Source organism: Vibrio sp. S17_S38, assembly GCF_014694375.1.
In the GTDB taxonomy this organism is placed as follows: Bacteria; Pseudomonadota; Gammaproteobacteria; order Enterobacterales; family Vibrionaceae; genus Vibrio.
This window is the reverse complement of record NZ_JAAUWW010000017.1, coordinates 50,531-76,490: the sequence shown is the minus strand read 5'-3', so window position 1 is coordinate 76,490 and position 25,960 is coordinate 50,531. Positions and strand designations below refer to the sequence as shown.

General features: G+C 41.2%; 21 protein-coding genes and 1 other RNA gene. 19 read left to right on the top strand and 3 right to left on the bottom strand.

Features of this window, described 5'->3' with window-relative positions; translation table 11 throughout:
* Positions 1 to 38: 38 nt before the first annotated feature.
* The 17 genes from rsmI to lpxC all read left to right on the top strand — a co-directional run bounded on the left by rsmI (position 39) and on the right by lpxC (position 19,563).
* A complete protein-coding gene (gene rsmI / locus HC725_RS13275) occupies positions 39 to 905 on the top strand; it encodes a 16S rRNA (cytidine(1402)-2'-O)-methyltransferase (RefSeq protein ID WP_190332301.1) in 867 nt (288 codons plus the stop codon).
* 50 nt (positions 906 to 955) lie between these two features.
* Positions 956 to 1,978 (top strand): beta-propeller fold lactonase family protein, encoded by a 1,023-nt coding sequence (locus HC725_RS13270; protein ID WP_190332300.1) that lies wholly within the window; start codon positions 956 to 958, stop codon positions 1,976 to 1,978.
* Positions 1,979 to 2,025: 47 nt separating this feature from the next.
* Positions 2,026 to 2,463: RNase P RNA component class A (gene rnpB, locus HC725_RS13265), an RNA gene on the top strand.
* Between the two features lie 242 nt (positions 2,464 to 2,705).
* On the top strand, positions 2,706 to 3,692 hold the full coding sequence (rsmH, locus tag HC725_RS13260) for a 16S rRNA (cytosine(1402)-N(4))-methyltransferase RsmH (RefSeq protein ID WP_190332299.1): 987 nt from the start codon (positions 2,706 to 2,708) through the stop codon (positions 3,690 to 3,692).
* Positions 3,689 to 4,009 carry a cell division protein FtsL gene (gene ftsL / locus HC725_RS13255; RefSeq protein ID WP_190332298.1) on the top strand — a complete coding sequence of 107 codons (321 nt, stop codon included), beginning with the start codon at positions 3,689 to 3,691 and terminating at the stop codon, positions 4,007 to 4,009. The genes rsmH and ftsL overlap by 4 nt, the downstream gene beginning before the upstream one ends.
* Entirely contained in the window at positions 4,006 to 5,754 is a 1,749-nt protein-coding gene (locus HC725_RS13250; protein ID WP_190332297.1) for a penicillin-binding transpeptidase domain-containing protein, read from the top strand. Before ftsL ends, HC725_RS13250 begins: the two co-directional genes overlap by 4 nt.
* Positions 5,751 to 7,256, top strand: a complete 1,506-nt coding sequence (murE, locus tag HC725_RS13245) for a UDP-N-acetylmuramoyl-L-alanyl-D-glutamate--2,6-diaminopimelate ligase (RefSeq protein WP_190332316.1) — start codon at positions 5,751 to 5,753, stop codon at positions 7,254 to 7,256. The genes HC725_RS13250 and murE overlap by 4 nt, the downstream gene beginning before the upstream one ends.
* Positions 7,253 to 8,737 carry a UDP-N-acetylmuramoyl-tripeptide--D-alanyl-D-alanine ligase gene (gene murF, locus HC725_RS13240; protein WP_190332296.1) on the top strand — a complete coding sequence of 495 codons (1,485 nt, stop codon included), beginning with the start codon at positions 7,253 to 7,255 and terminating at the stop codon, positions 8,735 to 8,737. Before murE ends, murF begins: the two co-directional genes overlap by 4 nt.
* Positions 8,734 to 9,816: a phospho-N-acetylmuramoyl-pentapeptide-transferase gene (mraY, locus tag HC725_RS13235; RefSeq protein ID WP_190332295.1), complete on the top strand. Its 1,083-nt coding sequence runs from the start codon at positions 8,734 to 8,736 to the stop codon at positions 9,814 to 9,816. Before murF ends, mraY begins: the two co-directional genes overlap by 4 nt.
* 59 nt (positions 9,817 to 9,875) lie before the next feature.
* A complete protein-coding gene (gene murD / locus HC725_RS13230) occupies positions 9,876 to 11,228 on the top strand; it encodes a UDP-N-acetylmuramoyl-L-alanine--D-glutamate ligase (protein WP_190332315.1) in 1,353 nt (450 codons plus the stop codon).
* 89 nt (positions 11,229 to 11,317) lie between these two features.
* A complete protein-coding gene (gene ftsW, locus HC725_RS13225; protein WP_190332294.1) occupies positions 11,318 to 12,550 on the top strand; it encodes a cell division protein FtsW in 1,233 nt (410 codons plus the stop codon).
* Positions 12,540 to 13,601, top strand: a complete 1,062-nt coding sequence (gene murG, locus HC725_RS13220) for an undecaprenyldiphospho-muramoylpentapeptide beta-N-acetylglucosaminyltransferase (RefSeq protein WP_190332293.1) — start codon at positions 12,540 to 12,542, stop codon at positions 13,599 to 13,601. The genes ftsW and murG overlap by 11 nt, the downstream gene beginning before the upstream one ends.
* A gap of 9 nt (positions 13,602 to 13,610) precedes the next feature.
* On the top strand, positions 13,611 to 15,077 hold the full coding sequence (gene murC, locus HC725_RS13215) for a UDP-N-acetylmuramate--L-alanine ligase (RefSeq protein ID WP_190332292.1): 1,467 nt from the start codon (positions 13,611 to 13,613) through the stop codon (positions 15,075 to 15,077).
* 154 nt (positions 15,078 to 15,231) lie between these two features.
* Entirely contained in the window at positions 15,232 to 16,011 is a 780-nt protein-coding gene (locus HC725_RS13210; protein WP_190332291.1) for a cell division protein FtsQ/DivIB, read from the top strand.
* Positions 16,011 to 17,285 (top strand): cell division protein FtsA, encoded by a 1,275-nt coding sequence (gene ftsA / locus HC725_RS13205; RefSeq protein WP_194687958.1) that lies wholly within the window; start codon positions 16,011 to 16,013, stop codon positions 17,283 to 17,285. The genes HC725_RS13210 and ftsA overlap by 1 nt, the downstream gene beginning before the upstream one ends.
* 39 nt (positions 17,286 to 17,324) lie before the next feature.
* Positions 17,325 to 18,539 carry a cell division protein FtsZ gene (gene ftsZ / locus HC725_RS13200; RefSeq protein WP_190332313.1) on the top strand — a complete coding sequence of 405 codons (1,215 nt, stop codon included), beginning with the start codon at positions 17,325 to 17,327 and terminating at the stop codon, positions 18,537 to 18,539.
* Between the two features lie 103 nt (positions 18,540 to 18,642).
* Positions 18,643 to 19,563: a UDP-3-O-acyl-N-acetylglucosamine deacetylase gene (gene lpxC, locus HC725_RS13195; RefSeq protein WP_190332290.1), complete on the top strand. Its 921-nt coding sequence runs from the start codon at positions 18,643 to 18,645 to the stop codon at positions 19,561 to 19,563.
* Between the two features lie 85 nt (positions 19,564 to 19,648).
* Here lpxC and HC725_RS13190 read toward each other — a convergent pair whose 3' ends face one another.
* On the bottom strand, positions 19,649 to 20,119 hold the full coding sequence (locus tag HC725_RS13190) for a DUF721 domain-containing protein (protein ID WP_190332289.1): 471 nt from the start codon (positions 20,117 to 20,119) through the stop codon (positions 19,649 to 19,651).
* 338 nt (positions 20,120 to 20,457) lie between these two features.
* On the opposite strand from HC725_RS13190, the gene secA reads away from it, so the two are divergent.
* Together secA and mutT are read left to right on the top strand one after the other, a co-directional pair.
* Positions 20,458 to 23,193, top strand: a complete 2,736-nt coding sequence (secA, locus tag HC725_RS13185; protein ID WP_190332288.1) for a preprotein translocase subunit SecA — start codon at positions 20,458 to 20,460, stop codon at positions 23,191 to 23,193.
* 90 nt (positions 23,194 to 23,283) lie between these two features.
* Positions 23,284 to 23,688 (top strand): 8-oxo-dGTP diphosphatase MutT, encoded by a 405-nt coding sequence (gene mutT, locus HC725_RS13180; protein ID WP_190332287.1) that lies wholly within the window; start codon positions 23,284 to 23,286, stop codon positions 23,686 to 23,688.
* Positions 23,689 to 23,803: 115 nt separating this feature from the next.
* On the opposite strand, the gene HC725_RS13175 is transcribed toward mutT, so the two are convergent.
* Positions 23,804 to 24,415, bottom strand: a complete 612-nt coding sequence (locus HC725_RS13175) for a TIGR04211 family SH3 domain-containing protein (protein ID WP_190332286.1) — start codon at positions 24,413 to 24,415, stop codon at positions 23,804 to 23,806.
* Between the two features lie 218 nt (positions 24,416 to 24,633).
* The gene (locus HC725_RS13170; RefSeq protein ID WP_190332285.1) at positions 24,634 to 25,896 is read right to left on the bottom strand and encodes an inorganic phosphate transporter; all 1,263 of its coding nucleotides are present in this window, start codon (positions 25,894 to 25,896) and stop codon (positions 24,634 to 24,636) included.
* Positions 25,897 to 25,960: the final 64 nt, after the last annotated feature.

Below are 25,960 nucleotides of genomic sequence, written 5' to 3'. Positions count from 1 at the left end.
ATAGTCTCTATATTAATCGCTCAAGTGATGGTAAACAAATGATAGATAACAAAACTGCTCTTTTAGAGCTTCCTGCCTTATACATTGTACCTACTCCAATTGGTAATCTTGGTGACATTACTCAGCGATCATTAGAGGTATTGCACCAAGTTGACCTGATTGCCGCTGAAGATACAAGGCATACTGGCCGATTGTTATCTCATTTTGGCATCACAACTAAAACTTATGCTTTACATGATCATAATGAACAGCAAAAAGCGCAAGTTTTAGTTGAAAAGGTGCTTGCTGGCGAATCCATTGCATTAGTCTCTGATGCCGGTACGCCATTAATTAGCGATCCAGGATATCATTTAGTCACTAAATGTCGTCAAGCTGGGGTTAAAGTTGTGCCTTTACCTGGCGCATGTGCGGTGATCACAGCGTTAAGTGCATCAGGTTTACCTTCTGACCGTTTTAGTTTTGAGGGTTTTTTCCCTGCCAAAAGCAAAGGTCGTAAAGATAAACTGCTTGAGATTATTAAAGTAGAACGAACCTGTATTTTTTATGAGTCGCCTCACCGAATTACCGATTCTTTAGCTGATATGTTAGAAATTTTAGGACCGGATCGTGAAGTGGTACTCGCGCGCGAGTTAACTAAAACCTTTGAAACCATTCATGGCGCACCATTAGGCGAACTGATCGAATGGATTGAACAAGACTCAAATCGTAAACGCGGTGAAATGGTGCTACTTATTCATGGTTATCGTGAAGATAAAAAAGAAGATGCACTTCCTGATGATGCTTTAAGAACTTTATCTATTTTAGTTAAAGAGCTGCCACTTAAAAAAGCAGCGGCCTTAGTGGCTGAAATTCATAACCTTAAAAAGAATGCCTTGTATAAATGGGGTCTTGAACATTTAGAGTAAATGCATTTTTTATAAAGCGTGCGTTTTATAAATCAAAGGAGTCTGTGGTTGTGAATGTGGTGTATGTGTCTTGCCCGAATAGTTGCCAGTTGCATGTTTTACGCATGGGAATTGATGGTGCATTTGAAGTTCTGCAAGTTGTGGAAACTCCGGGCGAGGTTCAGCCAGTCACGATCAGTCACGATCAGCGTTATCTATACGCCACCGTTCGACCTGAATTCGCTTTACTGAGCTACGAGATAAAAAGCGATGGTAGGCTTACAGCAATCGGACGCTCTTCTATGCCAGTGAGTGCCTCGTCATCATGTATTGATATTACTGGGCAATATTTATTATTGAGCTCGTATGCGCAAAATGCGCTAGCTGTCAGCCGTATTAATTCTCATGGTATCGCGCAATCACCGCATCAAGTGCTCGAGCATTTAACGAAAGCGCATTCAGTGATGTCGGTTGCAGATCAATGTCCCACTACATCAAATTCAACGTTAGATCAGCAAACCATTTTTTGTGCTTGTTTAGGCGATGATAAAATCAATCTTTATCGTTTTAACCATGATGGTTATTTGATCAAGGGAGATCAGTCTGAACTAGTGGCCAAAATGGGCTCAGGGCCAAGGCATATGGCTCAGGATGCTTCCGGTAAAAATATCTACGCGATTAATGAGCTAGATGGTGATGTATTGCATTTTGTTCAAGATGAGGAGTATCGCTGGCAATTAACCCAAACACTCAGTTATATGCCATCCGATTTTTCTGGGCCTTTTTGGGCGGCAGATATTCATATTACTAAAGATGCGCGTTTCCTTTATGTCAGTGAAAGGACATCGAGCACGCTGGCTTTATTTTCTATTGATCCATTTTCTGGCGACTTAACGCTAATTGAACTGATTGATGCTGAGTTAGCACCTCGTGGATTTGCGTTATCTCCGGATAATATATGGTTGGTGTGCGCCGGCCAGCATTCAAATCATGTGGCGAGTTATCAAGTGGATAATGAGTCCGGAAAGTTGACAATAGCTCATCGACACTCTGTTGGTGATGAACCGATGTGGGTAAGAATTATCACTCGATAAGCTCGAGAAGACTTGTCTTCTAAGTCGGTTTGCGTATAATCCGCCGCGGAGTTGACTGGATAGTCGCTGCTTCGTTGATGTCCTTTTTGGTAGCAATATCAAGGGAGACTGTCGGAGGGGAGGAAAGTCCGGGCTTCATAGAGCAGGGTGCCAGGTAACGCCTGGGGAGCGTGAGCTTACGACAAGTGCAGCAGAGAGAAAACCGCCGATGGCTTAATTCCGATCCTTTCGGGGAAAAGATAAGCACAGGTAAGGGTGAAAGGGTGCGGTAAGAGCGCACCGTGCGTCTGGCAACAGTTCGTAGCAAGGTAAACTCCACCCGAAGCAAGACCAAATAGGCCCTCACATTGCGTTGCTCGCGTATGGGGGCGGGTAGGTTGCTCGAGCCAGTGAGCGATTGCTGGCCTAGACGAATGGCTATCACCGCTTTTTCTTTTTAGGAAGAGAAGCGGAACAGAACCCGGCTTATGATGTCAACTCCACCAATTGAGACCCATCGCAGTTTTCTGCGGTGGGTTTTTCTTTATCTACTTATTCCAATCTCTATTTCTTGCAATACTCCCTCAAATTTATCGAAATAAAGCATTTTTTACTTTGGGTTAACGAACTTCGTTGAGTTCAGCATAAAATTAGCCGAAATCACAGTATATATACCGCTCTTTTCTTGCGTTGAGTGCGGGACATGAATATCCTAGTCAACTAATCATCAATTGAGTTAATTTTTGTTATGACCGATACCTTTCAACATGTTTCAGTACTTTTAAATGAATCCATTGATGGGTTAAATATAAAACCAAATGGCATTTATATCGATGGTACATTTGGTCGTGGCGGTCATAGTCGCACTATTTTATCTCGCTTAGGTGAAAACGGTCGTCTGTATAGTATTGATAGAGATCCTCAAGCAATTGCAGAAGCAGCTAAAATTGATGATCCTCGTTTTACTATCATTCATGGCCCATTTTCAGGCATTGAAAGCTACGCTGAACAATATGAATTAGTCGGCAAAGTGGATGGCGTTTTATTTGATTTGGGCGTTTCTTCACCACAACTTGACGATGCTGACCGTGGTTTTAGCTTTATGAAAGATGGTCCGTTGGATATGCGAATGGATCCAACGACTGGACAATCTGCGGCGCAATGGTTAGCGGAAGCTGAGCTTGATGATATAACTTGGGTACTTCGCGAATTTGGTGAAGAAAAACATGCTCGCCGCATTGCGAAAGGAATTGTTGCTTACCAAGAAGAATGCCGAGAAAACCCAGAAAAAGAACCTTTAACTCGTACCGGTCAATTGGCGAAGCTTATTTCAGATGTCGCACCAAAGAACTTTAAAGAAAAAAAACACCCTGCAACACGTAGTTTTCAAGCAATTCGCATTTATATTAATAGTGAATTAGAAGAAATTGATTTTGCTCTAAAAGGAGCGATGTCTATTCTTGCCCCTGAAGGTCGTTTATCAGTTATCAGTTTTCATTCATTAGAAGATCGTATGGTGAAGCGATTTATGCGCCGTGAAAGTCAAGGTCCACAAGTTCCTCATGGACTACCGTTAACGGAAGAGCAAATCAAGAAGCTAGGTTCAGCGAATATGAAAACAGTGAGTAAAGCCATCAAACCATCACAATCTGAAGTCGAAGTGAATACTCGTTCTCGCAGTTCTGTTTTACGTATCGCTGAAAAATTAGCGACTGAACAACCAGAAGCGTTATGACAAATCAAATTCCACCTAGTTTAATTCGAGCAATCTGGCGTGACTTAACCTCTATTGGTAAGTTTCCATTGCTCCTATTAGTATTAATTTTTGCCACGTCAATTGGGGTGGTATTAACGACTTACCAAACTCGTACTCAAATCACTCTCAGAGACGGCCTTTTAGAAAATAGAGAAAAGCTAGACAGTGAATGGCGGAATCTCATTTTAGAAGAAAACGCCCTCGCCGAGCATACTCGTGTTCAAAGGATCGCAATTAAAGATCTTGATATGAAACGACCTGATTCAGATAAAGAAGTGATTGTGAACCTGAAATGAAAAAGCCTATCCCTAAAAAAAATGTACGAAAACCGGTTAAATCTAAGGCTAAAAAAAAGGCACCGTTGCTTATTGCTTGGCGCTATAACTTAGTACTTGGTTTTGTTGTACTTGCTTTACTGACTTTAATCGGAAGAACCGCTTATATTCAGGTTATTGAGCCTGATAAGTTAATTGAACAAGCCAATATGCGCTCTGTTCGAGTCAAAGCTATTCCAACTGCGCGTGGTATTATTTCTGATCGTAATGGCGAGCAATTAGCCGTAAGTGTACCGGTTCAAGCGGTATGGGCTGATCCATATACTATTTTTAAAGAAAATGGTTTAAGTGAAATTCAACGTTGGTACGCATTAGCAAATGTATTAGGGCTTGATCAAAAAGGATTAGTGCGCAAACTTGAGAAAAATAAAAACAAACGCTTTATCTATCTTCAGCGTCAAGTTAACCCTGCCATGTCGAAATATGTACGTGAATTGAAGCTCCCTGGTATTGGTTTAAAAGATGAATCTCGTCGTTTTTATCCATCAGGCGAAGTCAGCGCGCATGTTATTGGTGTGACAGGTATTGATGGCCATGGGCTTGAAGGTCTTGAAAGTAGTTACGAAGATTGGCTGACCGGAGAGGCGGGTAAAAGAACGATACGAAAAGATCGCTTTGGTCGAGTTGTTGAGAATATTTCATTAAAGAGTCAAAGGCCGGGTAAACCTTTGCAATTGACTATCGATCAGCGTATCCAGGCGATTGCTTATCGTGCTATTAAACAAGCCGTTGCCGATTTCCGCGCCACGTCTGGCTCCGCTGTTTTGGTCGATGTAAAGAGCGGTGATATTTTAGCCATGGTTAATGCCCCTTCTTACAATCCCAATAATCGCGATCAGCTTCAAAGCTTTCGAATGCGTAATCGAGCAATTACCGATTCAATTGAACCGGGCTCGACCATGAAGCCATTTGTTATGTTGGCGGGCCTAGACAAAGGCATTATTGACCCAACGACTATCATTGATACTGGAAACGGTATCATGCGAGTGGGTGGCAGCCGAGTACGTGATTCTGAAAAAGCAGGTAAGGCGTCATTGACCACCATCTTGAAAAAATCAAGTAACGTTGGGATTGCGACTATTGCGCTGCGTATGGACGTGCGTGATATTTTAGGGATGTATAGCGGTGTGGGTTTTGGTAATATTTCAGGTATTCAATTACCGGGGGAAGTGACGGGGATTTTTCCTGACCGTCGTCGTTGGTCTCCATTTGAAGAAGCAACATTGGCTTTTGGATATGGCATCTCGGTTACGCCACTTCAACTTGCACATGCTTACGCCACTCTTGGAAATATGGGGGTAAATATGCCTCTACATCTACTAAAAAATAATCATTCTGGTAAATCATTTCGGGCTGCTGATGCGGATGCTGCTCGTCGTGTCGTGAACATGTTAGAACAAGTCACACATAAAGGTGGTACTGCCGTTGAAGCTAGAGTTCCGGGTTATCGTGTTGGCGCTAAAACGGGGACGTCTCGTAAAGCAAAAGCAGGTGGTTATAGTGATCAATATGTTTCATTAACGGCGGGTATTGCGCCAATTAGTAACCCTCGTTTAGCTCTAGTCGTTGTGATTAATGAGCCACAAGGTGATCAATTCTATGGTGGTACGGTTGCTGGTCCTGTTTTTTCTGAAGTAATGAAAGGGGCACTGCAAATTTTGAATGTTGCACCAGATGCTACGCCTCAGTCAGAGAAAGGGGAATAGGTATGTCGCAGACTTTAACCTCGTTATTATCACCGTGGCTGGCATTTGAATTAACCGCTGAGCAAGATGTGATGGTGACTCAGCTTCAGCTTGATAGCCGAAAAGTGACCCCTAGTGACGTGTTTGTGGCGATAAAAGGCCACGCTGTCGATGGTCGTATTTTTATCGACAAAGCGATTGAACTTGGTTGCGCAGCTGTTATGGCGGATGCCGATGAACAATACCCTCATGGGACGATTGTTCATCGAGAGTTAATCCCCGTTATTTATCTCGATAATATAAGCCAATTTTTATCAGCACTTGCGGCGAGACTTTATGATTATGCGCCAATGCAGTTAATTGGTATTACAGGCACGAACGGTAAAACCACGATTTCTCAGCTTATTGCTCAATGGATTGATCTTGTTGGCAAAAAAGCGGCGGTAATGGGCACGACTGGTAATGGTTTTTTAAATGATTTACAGCCAGCTATTAATACCACGGGTAATGCGGTTGAAATTCAGCAAATGTTGTCTCAATTACACAAGCAAGGTGCTGACTTCACTGCATTAGAGGTGTCTTCTCATGGCTTGGTTCAGGGTCGTGTTAAAGCATTAACATTTTCCGCAGGCGTGTTTACCAATCTGAGTCGTGATCATTTGGATTACCATGGCAACATGGAAGAGTATGCACGCGCCAAATTTCAGCTATTTGAAAGTCACGATTGCCAACATCAAATTATCAACGCAGATGATACGACGGGACTGCAATGGTTGGATAAATTGCCTAATGCGGTTGCCGTATCATTGAGTCCTTTTTATGGACAGCATCGTGCATTATGGGCAAAGCATGTTGATTACTCAGAGAGTGGCATCCATATTGAGCTTGATGGTTATTGGGGGAAGGCGCAGTTAGATACCGCTTTAATTGGCGCATTTAATGCCAATAATGTAATGGTTGCATTGGCGACATTATTAAGCCTTGGTTTTGAACTTGAGCAATTAGTTGCGGTATCGCCTAAATTAGTGCCAGTCGTTGGTCGAATGGAATTATTTCAATCTCTATCCGATTCACTTAAACCCAGTAAGGCTAAAATAGTGGTTGATTATGCCCATACACCCGATGCATTAGAAAAAGCGTTAATGGCACTTAGAGTCCATTGCACAGGTAAGTTGTGGTCTATTTTTGGTTGTGGTGGCGATCGCGATACCGGTAAACGACCAATGATGACTGAAATATCTGAACGCCTGGCGGATGAATCTATTATTACCGATGATAATCCTCGTGGTGAAGATCCGACTGTGATTGTAAGCGATATGCTGAAAGGCGCAGTAAAACCGAATCAAATTCATGTGATCCATTCTCGATTTGACGCTTGCCAATATGCTCTCAATCATGCTGACGAAAACGATATTATTTTATTGGCGGGGAAAGGTCATGAGACTTATCAAATTATTGGCAACCAAACGGTTCATTATTCTGATAGAGAAACCGCCTGCGAGTTATTAGGACTGACATTATGATCCCTTTTTCCTTACAACAATTGGCTTCTATTACATCAGGCACGGTTCTTGGTGTCGGTGACGCTAATCAATATCTCCAAGCAGATCAATATGCCCAAGCCAATCTGGATGATATTAAAATAACATCGGTAACCACGGATACTCGCCAGGTCGAAGCTGGAGCTTTATTTGTCGCTTTAATTGGTGAGCGTTTTGATGCGCATGATTTTTGTCAGCAAGCCATCGATAACAAAGCGGCCGGACTATTAGTCTCGAAACCGTTAGATTTACCTATTTATCAAGTGTTAGTAGAAGATACACAGATCGCGTTAGGGCAATTAGGCGCTTGGGTGCATCAGCAATCACAAGCGAAAACATTGGCGTTAACCGGTAGTTGCGGAAAAACGACCGTGAAGGAAATGTTGGCTGCGATTTTAAAACAAAAAGGTCAAGTACTGGCTACTAACGGTAATTTTAATAATGAAATTGGTGTGCCATTAACATTATTACGCAGTCAAAAAAATGACGATTACGCGGTCATTGAGTTAGGTGCAAATCATTTAGGTGAGATTGCCTATACTACGCAATTGACAAAACCGAGTGTTGCATTGGTCAATAATGTAGCTGCCGCTCACCTTGAAGGATTTGGTTCTCTTGATGGGGTCGCTAAAGCGAAAGGTGAAATCTTCCAAGGTTTGCCTGAAGGTGGAGCTGCGATTGTTAATTTGGACAGTAATGGTTTGGGGCACTGGCACGATATTCTCAGCGATAAAAAAGTGGTGACCTTTTCTGAGTGTAATGCTAAAGCTGATTTTTTTGCGCAAGATATTCAAATGCAACCATCAGGGCAAGCTTGTTTCACCTTAATGTCTCCTCAAGGAAGCGCTGATGTATTATTGCCTATGATCGGTCAACATAATGTAGCAAATGGATTAGCCGCTGCTGCAATGGCAATGCAAGTTGGTGCAACATTAGATGAAGTTGTGAATGGATTAGAGACCGCGACCAATGTGGCTGGCCGTGTAGAAGCGATAGATTTAACGGATAATATCCGATTGATTGATGATAGCTATAATGCGAGTGTGCCAGCCATGAACGCGGCTGTCGATTTACTTGCTAATTACCGCGGTAAACGTTGGCTTATTCTTGGTTTTATGGCTGAATTGGGGGATGAAAGTATAGCTTTACATCGCCAAGTCGGTGAGCATGCCACTCAATTTAATTTTGACTATGTGCTTACTTTTGGTGAGGATACTCAAATCATTAGTCAGCTTTGCCATAATAAACATTGTCATGGCCAGCATTTTGATGATCATGAGGCGATGATCTGTTTTATTAAGCAGAATCTTGCTAGCGATATTGAAGCACAAGTAACAAACTCATTAAATGAAACTCAACTAATAGAGACACCAGCAGAACTTAAACACACCTTACTGATAAAGGGAGCCCATAGCTCTCATATGAGTCTTGTTGTTGCTGCTTTAAAGGAGATATACGCATGATCATTTGGCTATCAGAGTTATTGCAGCCATATTATTCTTTTTTTCGCCTGTTTGAATACCTTTCATTTCGAGCGATTTTAAGCATTATTACCGCTCTAATATTATCACTTTGGATGGGTCCAAAACTGATTAAACGTTTACAACTTTTACAAATTGGGCAAGTCGTACGTAACGATGGTCCTGAATCTCATTTTAGTAAACGTGGTACTCCGACGATGGGCGGAGTGATGATATTAGCCTCAATTTCTATTACTGTTTTACTGTGGGCTGATTTATCTAACCCTTATGTTTGGGCTGTACTGGCTGTGCTGATTGGTTACGGTATTGTCGGTTTTGTTGATGACTACCGTAAAGTGGTACGAAAAAATACCGATGGGTTGATTGCTCGTTGGAAATATTTTTGGCAGTCAGTGATTGCGCTGGTTGTGGCTTTTGCTTTATATGCCATTGGTAAAGATACATCGGCAACCTTATTGGTTGTCCCTTTCTTTAAAGATGTGATGCCACAACTTGGCTTGATGTATATCGTATTAACCTATTTTGTGATCGTTGGAACCAGTAACGCGGTTAACTTAACAGATGGTCTTGATGGGCTTGCCATTATGCCAACGGTATTTGTTGCAGCCGGTTTTGCTGTGATTGCATGGGCAACGGGGAACGTGAATTTTTCTGAATATCTTCATATTCCGTATATCCCTCATGCCAGTGAATTAGTCGTTGTGTGTACCGCCATCGTTGGTGCTGGTTTAGGCTTCTTATGGTTCAATACTTATCCTGCTCAAGTATTTATGGGCGATGTTGGCTCATTAGCTTTAGGTGGAGCCTTAGGGACAATTGCCGTATTAGTTCGTCAAGAGTTTGTATTGGTGATCATGGGCGGTGTGTTCGTGATGGAAACATTATCGGTTATTTTACAAGTAGGTTCATATAAATTACGTGGGCAACGTATTTTCCGTATGGCACCGATTCATCACCACTATGAATTAAAAGGCTGGCCTGAACCGCGTGTTATCGTACGTTTTTGGATCATTTCTATGATTTTAGTTTTGATTGGCTTAGCAACCTTAAAAATCCGTTAACTTTATTTTTGTAAGGCCGTTATTTTGATAAGACCAATATTTTGATAAAACAAAGCATGATGCCGAATACTCAAGAGTCACCTTGGAAAGGCATACAACAGGTTGTCGTGGTTGGCCTTGGCATTACTGGTTTATCGGTGGTGAAACACTTGCAAGCCTTGCCTTACAATTTAACGGTTAAAGTGATTGATACTCGACCTAATCCGCCAGGTTTAGACGATCTTGATGGAACAATTGAAACGCATATTGGCAGCTGGCAATTAGACTGGTTGCTCGCAGCAGATTTGATCGTGACCAACCCTGGTATTGCACTTGCGACCCCACAGATTCAAGCCGCTTTGGCTAAAAATATTCCTGTAATAGGGGATATCGAACTATTTGCTTGGGCAGTAAAAGCGCCAGTGCTGGCTATCACGGGATCAAATGGTAAAAGTACGGTAACGGATTTAACTGGTGTACTCGCTAAGTCGGCCGGTATTAAGGTCGGTGTTGGCGGTAATATTGGTGTGCCTGCATTAGATTTATTGCAACAAGAGTGTGATTTGTACGTTCTTGAATTATCCAGTTTCCAATTAGAAACAACATCCAGCTTGAACTTAGTCGCGGCTGCCTATTTGAATCTCTCCGAAGATCATATGGATCGCTATCAGGGCATGCTTGATTATGGTCAAGCGAAACAAAGAATTTTTATGCACGCCCAAACAGCCGTCGTCAATCGTGAGGATAAAGCGACGTATCCCAACAATGGTATTAATCCTGAGATTGAAACCGTTTCTTTTGGTTTTGATGAAGCAGAGTTTGGGATCATTTACCAAAATAGTAAAGAGTATCTTGCTAGAAATGGTGAAGCTTTAGTCGCGGTTGATGAGCTCAGTTTAGTTGGGCGGCATAATGTCAGTAATTGTTTAGTTGCGTTGGCGTTACTTGATTGTGCAGGCGTGCCATTAGAAAACACTTATTTGGCGTTAAAGTCTTACGCAGGGCTAACACATCGATGCCAATTGGTTGCTGATAATGGTGGCATTAAATGGGTCAATGACTCTAAAGCCACCAATGTTGCGAGTACGCTTGCAGCCTTATCCGGATTGAAGTTGGATGGATGTTTACATTTATTAGTGGGAGGTGTTGGCAAAGGGGCTGATTTTTCAGAGCTTGAACCTATATTGACTCAGCTTAATGTTAAGTTGCATTGCTTTGGGCAAGATGGCGATCAATTTATGACATTGCATCCATCAGCGAAACGTTGGGACACTGTTGAGCAAGTTTTAGCTGGAATATTTTCAACATTAGAAGCTGGCGATGTGGTGATGTTATCGCCCGCTTGTGCCAGTTTTGACCAATATAAGAACTTTATGGCGCGTGGTGATGCCTTTACTCAATTAGCTTTGCAATATACTAAACAGATATCTTGATCTGACAATTATATCGATTACATATTTATCGACATTCATGCGTTTAACGCACAACCATTATCTAAAGGTCAAAAGTGGTTAAAACGAAAGTGAAAAATTTAGGAGACGGTGTGAAAGGCTGGGTGCGTCAACCTTCGCCACCCGTTCTCTATGATCGACAAATTGTCTGGTTAGCATTTGGTTTAATGCTAACTGGTCTAGTTATGGTGACATCTGCGTCATTTCCTATCAGTACGCGCTTAACTGGCAGTCCATTTCATTTTATGGTCCGCCACGCTATTTTCCTCTTTTTGGCATTGAGCGCCGCTATTGTAGTGATCCAAATTCCACTTGAACGTTGGATGAAGCACAGTGTTCATCTACTGTTGGTTGCAATGTTTTTATTGCTGGTGGTATTGGTCGTGGGACACTCAGTTAACGGTGCTTCTCGCTGGATCCCTCTCGGCTTATTCAATTTACAGCCCGCGGAAATAGCAAAATTATCCTTGTTTATTTTTATGTCAGGCTATTTGGTGCGTAAAAATGACGAAGTGAGAGACTCCTTTTTTGGTGGCTTCATCAAGCCCATTATTGTTTTTACCTGCTTAGCGGTATTACTTTTATTACAACCTGACTTAGGTACCGTAGTTGTAATGTTAGTTACTTTATTTGCGATGCTTTTTATTGCAGGCGCTAAATTAGTCCAGTTCCTTTCTTTACTGGTAATTGGCGTTGGCGTCGTAACAATTTTGATTATTAGTGAACCTTATCGTATGCGTCGGATGACATCATTCTGGCGACCATTTGAAGATCCATTTGGTAATGGTTATCAGCTAACTCAATCATTGATGGCTTTTGGTCGAGGTGATTGGTTTGGTCAAGGTCTTGGTAATTCGATTCAGAAACTTGAGTATTTACCTGAAGCTCATACTGACTTTGTGTTTGCCGTTGTTGCTGAAGAATTAGGTTTTATTGGTGTTGTTTGTATCTTATTGATGATTTTTGCTTTGGTGTACAAAGCATTAAGTATTGGTCGAAAAGCATTGGAATCAGGCGAAATTTTTGGTGGCTTTTTAGCCGTCAGTATTAGTATCTGGTTTGCATTCCAAACTCTCATTAATGTAGGCGCGGCTGCCGGTATTGTACCGACTAAAGGGTTAACTTTACCGCTGATTAGTTATGGTGGCTCTAGCCTTATTATCATGACTGTTGCCGTTGCTTTATTACTACGTATTGATTATGAATGCCGTGTTGCTGCTTTGAAGCTTGCCAATAAACCAACATTAACCTCTAAGCATCAATCAAATGATGATGAGAATGAATTGAGTAAAAATGAAAAATAAACGTTTATTAGTCATGGCTGGGGGAACGGGGGGACATGTTTTTCCTGGACTCGCTGTAGCTAAACAATTACAGGGCCAAGGTTGGGAAATTCGTTGGCTCGGCACGCCAGATAGAATGGAAGCTGACTTAGTACCCAAGCACGGTATTGAGATTGATTTTATTAAGGTGAAAGGTTTACGTGGACAAGGTCTCGTTAAGCTCATCAAGGCGCCTTTTCAAATAGTTAACGCCATTATGCAAGCGCGTAAGCATATTAAAGCTTGGCAGCCGGATGTGGTGCTCGGAATGGGTGGCTACGTGAGTGGGCCTGGTGGCGTCGCGGCATGGTTATCAGGTATCCCGGTTGTATTACATGAACAAAATGCGGTTGCTGGACTAACTAATCAATGGTTATCTAAAATTGCAAAACGTGTGATGCAGGCTTTCCCGGGCGCTTTCCCAAATGCAGAAGTGGTTGGGAATCCTGTTCGTCAAGATGTGGTGGTACTTCCAGAACCTGCGGAGCGTTTTGCTGATCGTCAAGATCCCATTCGTATTTTAGTGATAGGAGGGAGTCAAGGCGCGAGTATTTTAAATACGACTTTGCCTCCAGTGATGTCGATATTAGGTGAAAATTACACAATTTGTCACCAAGCAGGTAAAGATCAGAAGGATATAGTGGAATCGCTTTATCAAACTCATCAAGTAAAAAACTATCAAGTTACAGAGTTCATTGATGATGTAGCGCAGGCTTATGCATGGGCTGATGTATTGGTGTGCCGTTCTGGCGCACTAACGGTTTCTGAGGTTTCAGCCGCAGGTGTTGGCGCTATTTTTATTCCATTTATGCATAAAGATCGCCAGCAAGCACTAAATGCTGATCACTTAGTGAAATGTGGCGCGGCATTAATGATCGAACAACCTGAGCTGACGGAACAAGGCTTAGCTGAACAATTGAAAAAACTGGATCGGAATCAGTTATTATCCATGGCTCAAAAAGCTCGCCAAGCTGCGATTCTTGACGCCGATACCCGTGTTGCCGCTGCAATTATTGCGGTAAGTAAAGATTGAGAACAAATAATGCTCACTAAGAAAAGTACAAATTTATCAGAATTACGCGCTATCGTGCCTGAAATGCGTCGAGTGAAATGCATTCATTTTGTCGGCATTGGTGGTGCGGGAATGAGTGGTATCGCGGAAGTATTGCTGAATGAAGGCTATGAAATTTCGGGATCGGATCTTGGTGAAAATGCAGTGACTGAGCGCCTAACTGAAAAAGGTGCAAAGGTTTATCTTGGACATCAGGCTTCTAATATTGAGCATGCGAGTGTAGTGGTGGTTTCAACTGCTATTTCGCCAGATAATCCCGAGTTAGTCGCAGCAAAAAAAATGCGGATCCCAGTGGTTCGTAGAGCTGAGATGTTAGCTGAGTTAATGCGTTTTCGTCATGGTATTGCTGTTGCTGGCACGCATGGGAAAACCACAACGACAGCCTTAGTGACTCAAATATACTTTGAAGCGGGTCTTGATCCTACTTTTGTTAATGGTGGTCTAGTAAAAAGTGCTGGGACCAATGCTCGTTTAGGCTCTAGCCGTTTTTTGATTGCAGAAGCTGACGAAAGTGATGCTTCATTTTTGCACCTGCAGCCTATGGTCAGTATTGTGACTAATATTGAAGCTGATCATATGGATACTTATGGTGGTGATTTTGAAACATTGAAACAAACTTTTATCGATTTTCTACATAATTTACCGTTCTATGGGCAAGCGATCGTATGTATTGATGATCCGGTTGTGCGTGAGTTAATTCCTCGTATTAGCCGTCAAGTGATTACTTATGGTTTCTCTGAAGATGCAGATGTTCGATTAACCAACTATCATCAAAAAGGTCAGCAAGGTATGTTTACCGTGGTGCGTCAAGATCGTAAAGACTTGGAAATTACGTTGAATATTCCTGGTAAGCATAATGCTTTGAATGCATCAGCAGCGATAGCGGTTGCCACAGAAGATGATATTAGTGATGAAGCGATTGTCCGTGCACTAGTTAGTACTGAAGGAACAGGGCGCCGGTTTGACCATTTAGGTGAATTTGATACTGGAAATGGGAATGCAATGTTGGTGGACGATTATGGACATCATCCAAGCGAAGTCGATGTCACTATTCAAGCAGCTAGAGCAGGTTGGAAAGATAAGCGCTTGGTCATGATTTTTCAACCACATCGCTATAGCCGTACTCGTGATTTATATGATGACTTTGCTAATGTATTAGAGAAAGTTGATGTATTAATAATGCTAGATGTTTACTCAGCGGGTGAAAAAAAGATAGCAGGTGCAGATGGTCGTTCATTGTGCCGAACGATTCGTAGTCGAGGTAAAATTGATCCTATTTTTGTTCCTGATATGGGAAAATTACCTTCGGTTTTAGCCAACTTAATTGAAGATAATGACCTTGTGCTCACTCAAGGTGCTGGAGATGTTGGTAAGGTTGCAAAGAAATTAGCGGATTTAAAACTGAATATCGCTCAAATGAAAGCAAAAAGTGCGTAAAATACCAAGCATTTTCATTGGAAGTGTGCGCTTAGCACAGTATAATCGCTGTCTAATATTTCGTCATGATGATGGATGTTCATTAATTCATTCATATTAATTATCATTAATTTGATAGGGTTTTGCATTAACAATATGAGTTTCACTGCTAATTATGAATGTTACTGCTGAGAATTTTAATAATCCGTCATTAAAATCGAATCCCACTAAAGATTACTTCTTTGGTGGTGTGTTTCTCTTGTTAGTTGTGATTTCTATTATTGCAGTTGTTTATTTTACGGTGAGTTGGATGACTGACTCGCAACGATTGCCACTGTCACGAGTGATGATTGAAGGCAAATTGACTCATGTAAACCCAAATGAAGTACAAGAAGCTTTATCGAAAGTGCCCAACATGGGAACCTTCATGACGCAAGATGTAAATAGTTTGCAAGCAGCACTTAAAACGCTACCTTGGGTTAAGCAAGTATCTGTTCGAAAGCAGTGGCCAGATTTAATTAAAGTTTATATTGTTGAATATAAAGCAGACGCTATATGGAATAGTAATGCTCTGTTGAATGCTGACGGTAAAGTCTTTAATGGTAATCCTTCTGACATTGATGGCAATATTGTTAATTTATATGGGCCGGCTGGCTCCAGTGAAAATGTATTATCAGTATGGGAAACCAGTAATCGCTTACTGAAGCCATTAGGGCGTACAATCACTTCGGTTGTTTTAAATGAGCGCCGTGCATGGCAAATAATTTTAGATAATGGTATTCGTTTAGAATTGGGTAAAGATGCCCGAGAAAATCGCCTGAATCGTTTCATCCAACTATATCGCCGTTTAGGTGATAAGGCGGAACAAGTCAGCTACATCGATCTTCGGTATGATACTGGTGCTGCTGTCGGTTGGATTTCAGATGATGGTTCATCACAAGAGAGTAATAAATAATGAAGGCCTCAGAAGGTAATATTGTCGTTGGTCTTGATATCGGCACTGCAAATATTGTTGCATTAGTGGGAGAAGTTCTTCCTGATGGGCAAATTAATATTATTGGATCAGGTGAATGCCTTTCTAGTGGTATGGATAAAGGCGGTGTTAACGATCTTGAATCCGTAGTAAAATCAATTCAAAGAGCTATTGATCAAGCAGAATTAATGGCAGAATGCCAGATTACTAGCGTGTATCTTTCTTTATCTGGTAAGCATATAGCAAGCCGTATTGAAAAAGGTATGGGTGCCATTTCTGATGAAGAAGTAGTTCAAGATGATATTGATCGTGTAATACATACCGCTAAATCAATTAAAATTGGTGAAGAGCAACGTATACTACATGTGATACCACAAGAATTTACTATTGATTATCAAGAAGGCATCAAAAACCCGCTTGGTCTCTCTGGTGTTCGTATGGAAGCCAGTGTTCACTTGATTTCATGCCATAATGATATGGCTCGTAATATTATTAAAGCGGTTGAACGCTGTAATTTAAAAGTCGAGCAACTGATTTATTCGGGCCTTGCATCAAGTAATGCTGTTATTACTGAAGATGAAAGAGAGCTAGGTGTTTGTGTCATTGATATTGGCGCAGGAACTATGGAAGTTTCTATCTGGACAGGTGGTGCGCTACGTCACACAAAAGTCTTTTCTTATGCAGGTAATGCGGTTACAAGTGATATTGCATTTGCATTTGGTACGCCAGTCAGTGATGCTGAAGAAATAAAAATTAAATTTGGTTGCGCATTAAGTGAATTAGTAAGCAAAGATGATACCGTTAATGTTCCAAGTGTTGGTGGCCGTCCTTCTCGAAGTTTACAACGTCAAACTTTGGCAGAAGTGATAGAACCCCGATATACTGAATTAATGGGCATGGCGAATCAAATCGTTGATTCGACTCAAGCCAAATTACGAGAAGATGGAATTAAACATCATTTGGCCGCTGGTGTAGTATTAACTGGTGGCGCTGCACAGATTGAAGGTTTAGTAGAATGCGCTGAGCGCGTATTCCGCAATCAAGTTCGAATTGGTAAACCCCTAGAGGTCAGAGGGTTAACTGACTACGTTAAAGAGCCGCATCATTCAACGGCGGTTGGATTACTACATTACGCCAAAGACAGTCAGTTTTATAACGAGAGTGAATATCAACAGTCAGTACCTAAGCAACGCGCTGGTAACTCCCTGGCTGAATTCATTCAAAAGCTGCGTAATTGGATACAAAAAGAGTTTTAACCTGAGGCGAACAGGAAGAAACGGAGAATACACATGTCAATGTTTGAACCGATGATGGAAATGTCTGACGATGCTGTAATTAAGGTCGTTGGAGTTGGTGGTGGTGGCGGTAACGCTGTTGAGCATATGGTACGTGAGTCCATCGAAGGTGTGGAATTCATTACTGTTAATACTGATGCTCAAGCACTACGAAAAGTAAGCGTAAGCAATGTAATCCAAATCGGTGGTGATATCACTAAAGGTTTGGGAGCTGGAGCAAATCCACAAGTTGGACGTGATTCTGCATTAGAAGATCGTGAAGCGATTAAAGCTGCATTGTCCGGTGCCGATATGGTCTTTATTGCCGCTGGTATGGGGGGAGGGACTGGTACCGGTGCTGCTCCTGTTATTGCTGAAGTGGCGAAAGAACTTGGCGTGCTAACCGTTGCAGTTGTCACTAAGCCGTTTAGTTTTGAAGGCAAGAAACGTATGGCTTTCGCAGATCAAGGAATTGAAGAATTATCAAAGCATGTCGATTCATTGATCACGATTCCAAACGAAAAATTGCTTAAAGTACTTGGTCGTGGAATCACTTTGTTAGAAGCTTTTGCTAAAGCGAACGATGTACTTAAAAATGCTGTGCAAGGTATCGCTGAGCTAATTACTCGCCCTGGTATGATTAATGTCGACTTTGCCGATGTTCGTACTGTTATGTCTGAAATGGGACATGCGATGATGGGTAGCGGTCATGCTACTGGCGAAGATCGTGCGGAAGAAGCTTCTGAAATGGCAATATCTAGCCCATTACTTGAAGATATCGATTTAGCGGGTGCTCGTGGCGTTTTAGTTAATATAACTGCTGGCTATGATATGCGCTTAGAAGAGTTTGAAATTGTGGGTAACACAGTGAAAGCTTTTGCTTCTGATAATGCCACAGTTGTTATTGGCACTTCTCTTGACCCTGACATGAAAGATGAAATTCGTGTAACGGTTGTTGCGACAGGTATTGGTAAATCACAACCACCAGAAATTACCTTAGTAAAAGGTGGGGTGACAAAACCTACAGTAGCAACTCCTGCGCAAGTAGCTCAACCTGTAGCGGCTGCCACAGAAGAAGAGCCACAACCTATGTTGCGTAAAACTTCTGCGTCTTCAACATCCAGTGCAGCATCGTCGAGTTCAGCAAACCATAATTCGAATACGGCTAAAAAGCCAGATGAAAATGACAGTGGATATTTTGATATCCCAGCATTTTTACGCAATCAAGCTGATTGAGATTTACACAATTAACTTGAAGTGTTTCTAAAATATGATAGCATATCTGACCAGTGGTATTGATGGCTGGAATTTTATGTGGCGTGATAGAAAGGCAAATTAGATGATTAGACAACGTACTTTAAAAGAGCAAATCAAAACGACTGGTGTGGGTCTCCACTCTGGGCGTAAAGTTACGTTAACTCTACGCCCTGCACCTGCAAATACTGGCATTATTTACCGTCGCACTGATCTGAGTCCGCCAGTGGATTTTCCATCTGATGCAAATTCAGTACGAGACACTATGTTATGTACTGCTTTAGTTAATGATGAAGGCATCCGTATTTCGACAGTAGAGCATTTAAATGCTGCATTATCAGGCATGGGTATTGATAATATTATTATTGAAGTCGATGCACCTGAAATTCCTATTATGGACGGTAGTGCTAGCCCATTTGTATACTTGTTGCAATCAGCCGGTATTGAAACATTAAATGCAGCGAAGCGCTTTATCCGGATTAAAAAACCTGTGCGCGTTGAAGATGGTGATAAGTGGGCTGAGTTGGTCCCTTATGATGGTTTTCGCATGGACTTTGAAATCGAGTTCAACCATCCAGCTATTGAAGCAGATGAACAGCACATGTTGTTTGATTTTTCTTCTCAAGCATTTATTAAAGATATTTCACGCGCTCGTACTTTTGGTTTTATGCGTGATATTGAATATCTTCAATCTCAGAATTTATGCTTAGGCGGTAGTTTTGATTGTGCTATCGTTTTGGATGAATACCGTATCTTGAATGAAGATGGTCTACGTTTCAGTAATGAATTTGTGACTCATAAAGTCTTAGATGCGATTGGTGATTTATATATGTCTGGGCATAGTATTGTTGGTGAGCTTCGAGCTTATAAAACAGGACATGCACTGAATAATCAACTATTGCGTGCATTGCTAGCGAACCAAGAAGCTTGGGAATGGGCAACCTTCGAAGAGTCAGCCGGTTCACCAGTGGCTTTTGGTGAGATGACGAATACTGTACTAGCTTAATAAATCCAGTTAGAACTTTAAAAGACCAGACTTTATATTAGTCTGGTTTTTTTTCGTCTGTTGATTTCTTTTTTAATCACGTTATCTATTTAAGATGAGTACTATTTTTTGCTAATTTAGCTAAACTTTCAATTCGAAGCTTTAGTTTTGGCGGTGCTAATCCTGCGATCATAAGTATTGATTGAGCTGAGTTTTCACTTAAACCTGATGATTGATAAGGTGTAGCTGGTTTTTCTTTTATGGAATCAGTGCGGTAAAGCTCTGGGTTTATTTTGAATTCAATGCCACTTAATTTAGAGAAACCATTTGCCCGTAATTGAGACAAAATATGAATACGGTCATAGTTCAGTTTCATTTGTAATGATGCGCTGGCAACTTCTATCAATAGCTGGCTGTTTTTTATATTTGCCGCTCGGCAATGTGGACGAAATGCTGGCGTTAAAATAGATTGCAGGGCCTTATTGATCTTCAGTATGTCACTAACGTGCTGACTTAGCTGCCCCATACGGTAATCTATCAACAGATCTTTAGTTAACGTAGGACGATGATCGCGCATAAATACTCTTTTAAATTTAGGAGGTCATGAGTGGAATTATTATCAATTAAGATTCATTTTAACTTATTAGCGTTTAATTTAAGTCAGATATTAAAAAAAAACGATGTGTGATCAAAAAAAGCGATAAACCCTGTAAACAAAGTCGTTTCTAGATAGAAGATAGCTCAAGAATCCCATACTATATACCCACTAAAAATTTATCCTTGAAAATACAGTGCTTCAGCACCATATGCTAATAGATAGGCAACATTTATATCAGTATTCTTAGTTTTGAAGTATTAAGCGATGAGAAACTGAAAGCAGAGATCCCAAGGATCAGAAAGAGAGATTCATAAATAATGTTAACTAAGTTACTGACCAGTGTCATTGGTAGTCGTAATGACAGAACTCTACGACAACTAAATAAAATCGTAAATAAAATAAATAGTTTTGAACCTGACTTTAATGCCTTAACTGATGATCAACTGAAAAGTAAAACGGTTGAGTTTCGTGAGCGCTATCAAAATGGTGAAACACTTGATCAGCTATTACCAGAAGCGTTTGCAACGGTACGTGAAGCATCAAAAAGAATTTATGGCATGCGCCATTTTGATGTACAGCTTGTTGGTGGCATGGTTCTTAATGGTGGGAAAATTGCAGAGATGCGTACTGGTGAAGGTAAAACGCTAACCGCTACATTATCAGCATACCTCAATGCATTAGCCGGTAAAGGTGTTCACATTGTAACTGTGAATGATTACTTGGCTGCTCGTGATGCTGAAACTAATCGAGCATTATTTGAGTATCTAGGCATGACTGTTGGGATCAATGTTCCGAACATGATCCCTCAACAAAAGCAAGTTGCGTATAAATGCGATATTTTGTATGGCACTAACAACGAATTTGGTTTTGATTACTTACGTGACAACATGGCATTTCGCCCTGAAGATCGCGTACAACGTGAGCGTTTCTTTGCCGTTGTCGATGAAGTGGACTCTATCTTAATTGATGAAGCTCGAACTCCTCTTATTATTTCAGGACCAGCAGAAGATAGTTCTGATTTGTATACTAGAATCAATTTATTGATCCCTAATTTAGAACGTCAAGATGAAGAAGATACTGAAGAGTATCGTGGAGATAAACACTACACTATTGATGAAAAAGCGAAACAGGTTCACATGACTGAAACTGGTCAAGAGTTTGTTGAAGAGCTTTTGATTCGTAATGGCATGATGGAGGAAGGTGATACCCTTTATTCTCCTGCTAATATCAGCCTTCTTCACCATATTACAGCTGCATTACGAGCTCATGTGTTGTTTGAAAAAGATGTCGATTATATTGTGAAAGACGATGAGGTTATCATTGTTGATGAGCATACAGGTCGAACAATGCCTGGTCGTCGTTGGTCTGAAGGCTTACATCAAGCGGTTGAAGCGAAAGAAGGCGTTAAAATTCAAAATGAGAACCAAACCTTAGCTTCTATTACCTTCCAAAATTACTTCCGTTTATACGATAAGCTTTCTGGTATGACTGGTACTGCCGACACAGAAGCATTTGAGTTCCAATCTATTTATGGCTTGGATACTGTTGTTATTCCAACTAACCGCCCAATGATCCGTAATGATATGCCTGATGTAGTTTATCGCACTGAAGCGGATAAATTTGCCGCTATTATCGAAGACATAAGAGAACGAGTTGAAAAAGGTCAGCCAATCTTAGTTGGTACCGTTTCGATTGAAAAATCAGAATTGCTATCGAATGCATTGAAAGATGCGAAAATTAAACACAGCGTCCTGAATGCTAAGTTCCATGAAAAGGAAGCTGAGATCGTTGAATTAGCAGGTACTCCTGGAGCAGTAACTATCGCAACCAATATGGCTGGTCGTGGTACTGATATTAAGCTAGGCGGTAGTTGGGAAGCAGAAGTTGAAAAACTCACTGATAAACAAGGTTCTGGAGCAACAGAATCTCAGATTTCAGAGATCAAAGCTAAATGGCAGTTGGTTCATGATGCGGTGCTAGAGGCAGGTGGCCTTCATATTATTGGTACTGAGCGCCATGAATCTCGACGCATAGATAACCAGCTTCGTGGGCGTTCTGGTCGTCAAGGGGATGCTGGTTCTTCTCGTTTTTATCTCTCAATGGAAGATTCACTACTTCGTATTTTTACCTCTGACCGCATGGCAGGTTTAATCCAAAGTGGTATGGAAGAAGGCGAAGCGATTGAAAGTCGTATGCTGTCTCGCTCAATTGAAAAAGCACAGCGTAAAGTAGAAGGCCGTAACTTTGATGTTCGTAAGCAATTACTTGATTATGACGATGTTGCGAATGACCAGCGAAAAGTGGTGTATGAATTACGCGATGAATTAATGAGTGCTGGCGACATTAGCGAGATGTTGGGTCAAAACCGTATTGATGTACTGACATCTGTATTTGAGCAATATATTCCACCACAATCATTGGATGACATGTGGGATGTAGCAGGGTTAGAAGCTCGCTTACAAGCAGATTTTGATCTCGAATTCCCTATCCAAACTTGGTTAGATGAAGACGATAAACTTTATGAAGAAGTTTTGCGTGATCGTATTGTTGATGAAGCGTCGGTTATTTATAAAAATAAAGAAGAGGTTGTTGGTGCAGAAGTACTGCGTAACTTTGAGCGTCAAGTTATGCTACAAACACTTGATACACTTTGGAAAGAGCATCTTGCTGCTATGGATCACTTGCGTCAAGGTATTCATTTACGTGGTTATGCTCAAAAAGATCCTAAACAAGAATTTAAACGTGAGTCGTTTGAGTTGTTTAGTGAGTTATTAGATAGTTTGAAATTCGATGTTATCTCAACCTTAAGTCGTGTTCGCGTTCAAGAGCGTGAAGAAGTCGATCGTATGGAAGAACAACGTCGAATTCAAGCCGAAGACGCTGCTCGTCGTCAACAGTACCAGCATGCAAGTGCAGAAGGCATAGATGATGGTGAAGCACAAGATGAAGCCTCTCAACCAGTCGTTCGTGAAGAACGCAAGGTTGGTCGGAATGAAGCTTGTCCATGTGGTTCAGGCAAAAAATACAAACAATGCCATGGTAAGATTGCATAATTAATATGATTCGTGGTTGATAGTCATCTTGTGGCTAACTCATGAGTTTAAGTAAAGGTCGCTTCGGCGGCCTTTTTTATAGGAGTAATGATGACTAGATTACATATTGTCGCAGGTATTATCTTTAATTCGAATAAAGATAAGATATTCATAACTAAAAGGCCTCAGAAACTTCATAAAGGTGGCTATTGGGAATTTCCCGGCGGTAAGGTTGAGTTAAATGAAAGCGCGGAACAAGGTTTGATTAGAGAGCTTTATGAAGAAGTTGATATTAACGTTACCCAATTAACCCATTTTGAACATTTAGACTACGACTACCCTGAAAAAAAACTGACTTTTGATTTCTTCAGTGTGACGGGTTTTTCAGGTGAGGCTTATGGTAAAGAAGGGCAAGAAGGACAGTGGGTGAAAATTGAAGATATTGGTGATTACCAATTTCCAGAAGCGAATGAGCCGATTGTAGAACGATTGATGCAGGTGAATCGAGCTAAGTAACATTATTAATGTGAAAAGATATGCTTTACTGTGCAGATAAAAAAGCCAGACTTAGGTTTATTTCCTAGTCTGGCTTTTTATATGATTACTTTACAGCTTGTTTAGTGCAAGGCGATTACGCCCAACCGCCATTCTTTTTCTTACGACGTGGAATGATATGAGGAAGAATTAGACCAAATAATAGTCCTAAGCCTGCAACACCACCGCCGTACATAAAGTAACGAATGAGTAAGTCATCTTTTTGCGTATCAAGTTTAGCGCGTAGTTCTCGAGCTTCTGCTTGAGAATCTGAGAGTTGCTGATTTAGGTTACGATAGTTGGTTTCTAGATCCGAGATTTGCTTATTGCTCACCTTAAGAGAACTGACTAAGCCTGATTTTTCAGTATCTGAGGTTTTTCGAGCATTAGCCAAAGCATCTTTTACTGTTGTCAGCTCTTTCTCTACCTGCGGTAGACGTATTGACATACTAACATCGGCAGTCACATATTTGCTTTCAACCCAGCCCTTACGGCCTTGACTATCGATAATCTGAGAGAAACCTGCCGATTTGTTTGAACTTAATATTTTGATCACTTCACCAGCATCGACACTACCAATAATTCGGTATTGGTTACCCGGTCCAGAATGCATGTAGGTAAATAGGTTATCAGAGATGTAGAAATCACGAGCGTATGTCGATGGAGCAAAAAAACAGGTTAATAGGATTAAGCAAAAAAGCTTTTTCACATTTTGTTCCTTTTAATTGATAGACGCCTCGTTATTTCATCATGCCAACTAAGGATAGATGATCTCAAGTACGCCAAATAAGTCAGTTAATAATAAGCTAACGAAATAGTAAGAAGTTTCGGCTTAGCGTGCAAGAAAAGAGGGAGCGAAAGCTCCCTCTTTTCTTGTCTAAAGCATAATTATGACACTGCTTTGACAGAATGCTAACCTTCTAAGGCTTAGCCTCCAAATGCTGCTTGGATCGCGTAGAAGAATACAATTGCTAATACGGCACCTGCAGGTAGGGTGATAATCCATGATGCAACAATATTTCGTACCACACCCATGTTCAGTGCTGCAATACCGCGAGCAAAGCCAACACCTAATACCGCACCTACCAATGTTTGCGTTGTTGAAATAGGAAGACCAGTTCCTGAAGCCAGCACAACCGTTGTTGCTGTTGCTAATTGCGCAGCAAAACCACGGCTTGGTGTTAGTTCGGTTATGCCTGTACCTATGGTTGCCATTACTTTATGACCCATAGTGGCTAAACCAACTACAATACCTAAACCACCGAGTGGTAAAATCCACCAAACGATCTCACTTTTTGTCGTTAATTCGCCCATATTATGCACGGTTGCAACCACTGCTGACAATGGGCCAATGGCATTGGCTACATCGTTTGAGCCATGTGCAAATGCCATCGCACAAGCGGTAATGACCATTAATATACTAAAAATACTTTCTACGCCATTAAAGCTATGATCTTCAACTTGATCGGCAAATTTACGTTTAATATAAAGATAACCGCCAATCATAACCAAGGTTGAGAGCAAAATGGAATACATCCAAGCTTCACCATGAGTAAGGTGTAAGCCTACGTGTTTTAGTCCTTTTTTGATCGTAACCAGTGCTATTACCATTGTGGTCAAAAACATATAAACCGGTACAAAACGTTTGGCATTCGCTACTGGGTTTTCAGTATCAAAGATTAACCGTTGAGCACTAACGAAAATACCGTAAGCAAAAAGGCCTGCGATAAATGGAGTTATAATCCAACTACCAACAATGCCTTGAACCGACTGCCAATCTACTGCTTGTGTACCAGCAGATACACAAGCAAAACCGATGATGGCACCTATAATGGAATGTGTAGTTGATACTGGCCAACCCATGTAAGAGGCAAGTAACAACCAAGTACCAGCAGCCAATAACGCTGACATCATTCCATAAATTAAAACTTCAGGATGTGAGGTATAAAAAGAAGTTTCGATGACACCATTTCGAATGGTGTCGGTTACTTCACCGCCAGCTAAATACGCGCCAGCGAATTCAAAAATCATGGCAATAAAGATTGCTTGTTTAACGGTTAGTGCTTTTGAACCAACAGATGTGCCCATAGCATTAGCAACATCATTTGCACCAATACCAATAGCCATTAGGAAACCAAATAACGCTGCAACTAAAATAATAATAGTGCCGTAGTTTGCGAGGATATCCATCGTAATACCTAGTTTTTTGAGGTAACAATTCGAGTTGGCTGAACTCAGGGAATCACACCCTGAA